The organism is Mangrovibacterium sp. (assembly GCF_059905295.1).
Genome location: NZ_JBZQJF010000078.1, coordinates 1 through 5,738, shown reverse-complemented (window position 1 = coordinate 5,738; position 5,738 = coordinate 1). Strand labels below are relative to the sequence as shown.

General features: G+C 45.1%; 4 protein-coding genes. 1 reads left to right on the top strand and 3 read right to left on the bottom strand.

Annotated features, from left to right (window positions below):
* Nucleotides 1-515: 515 nt before the first annotated feature.
* The gene (locus AC37HE_RS04280) at nt 516-974 is read right to left on the bottom strand and encodes a hypothetical protein (protein ID WP_500781548.1); all 459 of its coding nucleotides are present in this window, start codon (nt 972-974) and stop codon (nt 516-518) included.
* A 370-nt stretch (nt 975-1,344) separates the two neighbouring features.
* Between AC37HE_RS04280 and AC37HE_RS04275 the strand changes: the two genes are divergently transcribed.
* Nucleotides 1,345-2,004, top strand: coding sequence for a hypothetical protein (locus AC37HE_RS04275; protein ID WP_500781547.1), 660 nt, complete (start codon nt 1,345-1,347; stop codon nt 2,002-2,004).
* 891 nt (nt 2,005-2,895) lie between these two features.
* On the opposite strand, the gene AC37HE_RS04270 is transcribed toward AC37HE_RS04275, so the two are convergent.
* Entirely contained in the window at nt 2,896-3,900 is a 1,005-nt protein-coding gene (locus AC37HE_RS04270) for a glycoside hydrolase family 43 protein (protein ID WP_500781546.1), read from the bottom strand.
* 1 nt (nt 3,901) lies between these two features.
* Nucleotides 3,902-5,236, bottom strand: a complete 1,335-nt coding sequence (locus tag AC37HE_RS04265) for an MFS transporter (protein WP_500781545.1) — start codon at nt 5,234-5,236, stop codon at nt 3,902-3,904.
* Nucleotides 5,237-5,738: the final 502 nt, after the last annotated feature.

Below are 5,738 nucleotides of genomic sequence, written 5' to 3'. Positions count from 1 at the left end.
GAATGCTTAGCACCCAGCTTTTGTCTGCATGTCGCGGTTACGGAGCTTACTTTTTGACTTATTTTGCCGGAATAAGTCATTTTGTGCTGGACCGAATTTGCAATGACGAGTGAAGGGCTTAACCTGGGGTGCCGCAGAAGTGGGAGGGGGTACTTCGGAAGTACCCCTCTCCACCTCAAAGGTGCTCGCTCGCGGTTCGGAACTGCTTGCTCCCGGTAAAAAGGTGCTTGGTCTCGGTTCGGAACTGCTTAGTCGCAGTAAAAAGGTGCCTGTTCTCAGTTCAGAACTGCCTTGCCGCAGTAAAAAGCTGCTTGGTCGCAGGTCTGAACTCCCTTTTTGCAGTTCGAAGCTGCGTGATCGCGGTAATGTTCATTGAACTGTTCGAGAGTGTTCAAATAACTGTGTCAGTTTCCCCGGTTAATTAAGCTAAGCCATTTAACAGAAACAGAAAAAGCCGGAACACGATAGCATGTTCCGGCTTTAGAGTTGTTTACCTGTAAGACTTTAGATACTGGTTACTTTTTGCTGCTCGAATAAGTAAAGCGCTGTTTCAAATCTTCATAGATGGGTTTTGCACCGGGTACGTCTTCTTTGGCAGCTTGTTTTACCGAGTTATAATAGATTAAAGCGGCAGCGTAACTTTCCGAACCGGCTTCCATAGTGGTGTCGTCGGTATTGGAAAACAATTGAGCTACCAGGCGAGAGATGCTGATTAGTTTGGTCCAAACATCGAGGTCGTTCGCAAAGGCGTCAATATCCAGGTAGCTTGGTGCAAATTGCGGATTGGATTTGCAGTATTCCATACACTTTTGAACAAAGGGAGCCGTTCCGTCACCCATTTTAGGTAATGACTTTCGCTCGTCAGGTGTTAAAGCAATCATGTACGGTGCCAACAAGGCAACAATCTCATTTAATTTTTGATTTACTTCAGTCACAACTGTTTCAGGTAACTGGTAGTTGATTTTATCAGCCATAGTCAATTCTGATTTGATGTTATTACTAAATCTGTTTATCAATGAAAAGTTACGGACTTATGTTCCTATAATCCAAATGATTTCGAAAAAACTTCATGAACGACTATGTTTTGGGGGCTGAACGTGCAGATTGGCTTAACGAACGAACATTTTATTGTTCGGTTTAGTGGGGTAAATAGCCTTCCTTTTACTGTAAAATACGGAGTGGTCCGCATATTTTGTTGACTGTATGGCTGAAAGTTGATTTTTTAAGTGCTTGATCGTGCTCTTTTTAAGCTTGGTATTTCGGCTGGTTAGATATATCGCTTATTCGAAAAGAATTCCGTAAATTTAGTGAACACCAAAATTATTATTCATTAAAACAACCCGAATGAAAGCAATCTATATCTTAATTGGATGCCTGATGCTGGTAGCAGCTGCTTCGGCACAAGAGGATGGGCAGAAAACGCAACAACAGTCGGTGCCTGAAGTTACACTGGACCAATTGCAGCAAATGCTCGATACGACTCAACAAGTACAGCAACAGCAAGCGCAGCAACAACAGACCCGTCAACAAGTGGCAAAGGAGCCCTCGAAGTTTGATGTGAAGAAAGCCTATTTTGGTGGCTATATCAATTTGTCGTTCGGGCGGGTAACAACCATTGGGGCTGCTCCGCTGCTGGGGTATAAGCTTACTCCCAAGCTGTCGGTTGGTACCCAATTTACCTACGATTATGTGAGTGATAAGCGTTATACCCGTGATTACAACTCGTCGAATTACGGCATTAGCTTTTTTACCCGTTACCGGATCGTTAAGTCGCTGTACACCCATATTGAATATGAGGCGATGAATTACGAGCTGTATAATGTGTTGGGTGATAGCAATCGCCAATGGGTGAATTTCCTGTTTGTGGGTGGTGGCTACAGTCAGCCGGTTTCGCGCAATGTATGGCTGAATACCCAAATCTTATTCGATGTGCTGCAGGATAAGAATTCGCCCTATCGCGATTGGGAACCTTTCTTTAGCGTTGGTTTTGGGGTGGGATTTTAAGAGAAGCTTAGCTAAAACAAGTGTCACGTATCGAACTAAGCATGGAATGCTAAGTTCGTCTGAGCGTCATCGCTAGGAGGAGGTATGACGATGAAGTGATCTCAACTCTGCTTCCTGGCAAATCTTTTCGCGTTGTCTTTGGTAGCCATACGTTACAATCGTGCGGCAGCGGGAATGTAGAATATTCAATATCTAACAAAGCTAGCACATTGCGTTTTCTTTAATGGATATTTCTTATTGGTTATTCGATATTTTACATTTAAGATTGCTCCCTCTCCTTCAGCATCCGGGTTATATTGTCCTATCGGACGGATTTTACTTTTAGGCTTGAACCTTTGCTGGATCGGATTTGCAATCCGATCCGATTTAGCCCGGGATTTTTAATCCCGTTTTGGGTTTTGTTGATGGTAGCCACATGTACAATCCTGCGGCAGCGGAGAACTTTGTCTATCCCCTCCGGGGAAAGTTCGTTTTTGCTTTTGTTGTTTTGCTATTGCTATTGAATCCCTACGGGATAGCCTGTCGTGCTAATGGAGCTGTCAGCCCGTTCCCCGTTAGGGGAATAATATCCATAGCATGCTATTTAATGCGAATCATTTCTTTTTCCCGTAGGGAATAAATAAAATCCTTTGCTGGATCGTATTTGCAATCCGATCCGATTTAGCCCGGGATTTTTAATCCCGTTTTGGGTTTTGTTGATGGTAGCCACATGTACAATCGTGCGGCAGCGGAGAACTTTGTATATCCCCTCCGGGGAAAGTTCGTTTTTGCTTTTGTTGTTTTGCTATTGCTATGGAATCCCTTTGAGAAAGCAGTAAAGCCAGAAACGGGTAAAGCCGAAGCCTTACCCGTTATTACTAAAACATTATTGGGGTCTACTAAACTGCCTGTTTAATAAAACTCGAAAACGGGTTTCCCGTTGGCATCGAATTTAACTTCCATTACCCGCGCATGTCTATTCGGATCGTACAAGGGATCCTTCATAATTTCTTCTAACGGCCTGGTGTCGCTTTTCGGCACAACCGTTGGATCACCAACAGCATTCTCATAGTCGCGGGCATGGTAGATACAAAGCGGTGTTACTCCATCCTCGGCGACTGTAAAACAATTGTGTCCGGGTCCGTATATTTTCTTTTCGTAATCGGTTGCCAGTACCGGGTAGCGCGATTTCTTCCACGAGTTACGATCCAGCAGGTCCGAATCTTCGTCGGCTTCCATCATCCCCATGCAATAGCAGGCGCCCGTGGCACTGGCCGAAAAGGTCAGGTAGATCTTGCCTTTGTTTTTGATGACTGCCGGTCCTTCATTCACCCAGAAATCAACGCGTTCCCAGTCGTAGTCGGGAGTGGTGAGCATAAACTGGACTGTCTTGAGCTTAATGGGCGATTCCATTTCAGCTAAATACAGGTTGGAAGCTGCAAATTGTCCACCGGTTTTCTCGGCCCAGCAGTAATAGCGTTTCCCGTTATTTTCGAAGATGGTGGCATCTAACGAAAAATCGATAAATGATTTTTCATCGCCATCGGCAGCCTGCATCTGTCCCAGTTCAATCCATTCATCTTTCAAGGGATCCTGACCAGTACATTCCAACACGTAAGGGCGAAGTTTCCAAATATCTTCTTCTTCGCTGGCTGCAAAATAAACATACCATTTCCCGTCGAGGTAATGAATCTCGGGAGCCCAGATATGACGGCTCATGGGCCCGGTTTCGTGCTTATACCATACGTTGAAGGTCTCGGCATCTTTCAGCCCTTCCAGTGTTTTCGACCGGCGAAGCTCAATGCAGTCGTATGTCGGTACCGAACCGGTAAAGTAATAATACCCGTCGGTGTGTTTGTAAATGAAGGGATCGGCACGTTGCTCGACCAGCGGAGAGTTTTTTCCTGTCGTATCCATCTTAAATGTTGATTTTCTTTTTAATGACTTCGTAATAATCGTCGGTAATCTTGTAGCGGAACATCAATCCACCCATAATGGCGTGGAAGACACCCGGGATTACGGTTAGCATCAGGGCAAGGCCCATCAAGGCAAACTTGCTTTGTTGGGCATCGGGGATGTATCCAAAATAGTCGAGCAGTACACCAACCATTGCTCCGGCAATTCCCATCCCGGCTTTCTGGGCAAACGAAATACCTCCGAAAGCCAGTCCTGAAACACGCTGGCCAGTTTTGGCCTGTCCGTAATCGACAGCTTCAGCAATTGCCGACCAAAATACCGGTGCATGTAAATCAACCACAAACGAAAGGATGAAATAGAGGGGGTAAGCCAGTAACAGATCACCTTGACGTACGACTAACAGCATAACGACACTAATGACGCCCACCAAAAGCTGCGACCATTTAAAGAGTTTAACCTTACAATAGCGCTTGGTAATATAAGTTGAAACGGGCATGGCCAGAATAGCTGCAATTACACCGGTTGCCATAAATGATGACTGGACACTGGCATCGCCGCCCAGGAAATATTTAGCGTAGTAGATGGCTACAGAGTTTCGGATGACATAACCCACCGTTCCGAAAAAGCAAACACCAAATAACAAGGTCCATTGGCCATTTTTCATCAGTAACCTGAATTGGCGGAATAGGGGCGTCTTGTCCACGACATGCTCAACACGCTCGCGGGTGGTGAAAAAGCAGAATAAGAAAAGCAGGGTTCCCAGCATGGCCATCGTTCCCATGGCTAGTTGGTAGCCCCGGCCCATATCGTTTTTACCCAGAGCTTCGGCCATAATAGGCACTACAATCGACACCAGGAAGGCAGCAACTTTTGCGAAGAAAAGCCGGTATCCGTTTGCTGATAGTCGTTCTTTCGGGTCACTGGTCAATACACCAATCAGTGAGATGTAGGGAATGGTAACCGAGGTGAACATGATGGTTACGAAGATATAAGTGATGTAGGCCCAGATCAGTTTGCCGGTATAGTCGAAACCAGGGGTGGTAAAGGTTAGGAACACCGAGATTCCGAAAGGCACCGACAGAAACAGGAAATAGTGGCGATAGCGGCCCCATTTGGTTTTAACCTTGTCGGTAATGAGTCCCATGAGCGGGTCGGTTATCGCATCGATAAAGCGGACCAACAGAAACAGGAGTGCTACATCTTTGGGTTTGATGCCAAATACATCAGTATAAAAAAAGGTGATGATCAGGAACATGGACGAAATAACGACGTTTACTGCCGCATCTCCCGAACCGTATCCGATCTTTTCAAGTACGCTTAGTTTTTCAGATTTCATCAGTTTATAGTTTGTTTTTTTAATTGTCTGATGGAACTCACATGTTGCAGCGAATTACTTTCATTGCTGTTCTTCAGCAAACAACATGTTTGTTTCATTGGTTATTTTGAGCTATAAAAATTAGCTGGATTTCAGGAGGTATTTCTAACCCGGCTTTGTTTGTCTGGCAAGCATTCATTCACCACAAACAGCAGCTATCGACACCGCTTTTAAAACCTTGTCGCTATTTTCAGAGATAGATTTACACCCTATGGCAAAGATGGATTATAAATCTCCAATACGGGTGGATGATTGGTGCCAATAGGTGGAGTATTGAATAAAACACTCATGATTCGGAGGGAATCTCCAACAGGGATGAAAGTGGTTGAAAACAAGAGAAAGCAGTTGGAAACAATGGAAGACAATCGAATGGAGAGGGAAGCTGCTCGAAGCGCTTTTGGCCTACTTTTTATCGAGGGTAGGAAGCGAACCGGAAGCTTAGTGAAGCCGGGAAGCTCCGACG

What these genes read in the sequence shown, in the direction of transcription:
- AC37HE_RS04280 (WP_500781548.1), bottom strand. Translation starts at nt 974, where the DNA reads ATGGCTGATAAAATCAACTACCAGTTACCTGAAACAGTTGTGACTGAA.
- AC37HE_RS04275 (WP_500781547.1), top strand. Translation starts at nt 1,345, where the DNA reads ATGAAAGCAATCTATATCTTAATTGGATGCCTGATGCTGGTAGCAGCT.
- AC37HE_RS04270 (WP_500781546.1), bottom strand. Translation starts at nt 3,900, where the DNA reads ATGGATACGACAGGAAAAAACTCTCCGCTGGTCGAGCAACGTGCCGAT.
- AC37HE_RS04265 (WP_500781545.1), bottom strand. Translation starts at nt 5,236, where the DNA reads ATGAAATCTGAAAAACTAAGCGTACTTGAAAAGATCGGATACGGTTCG.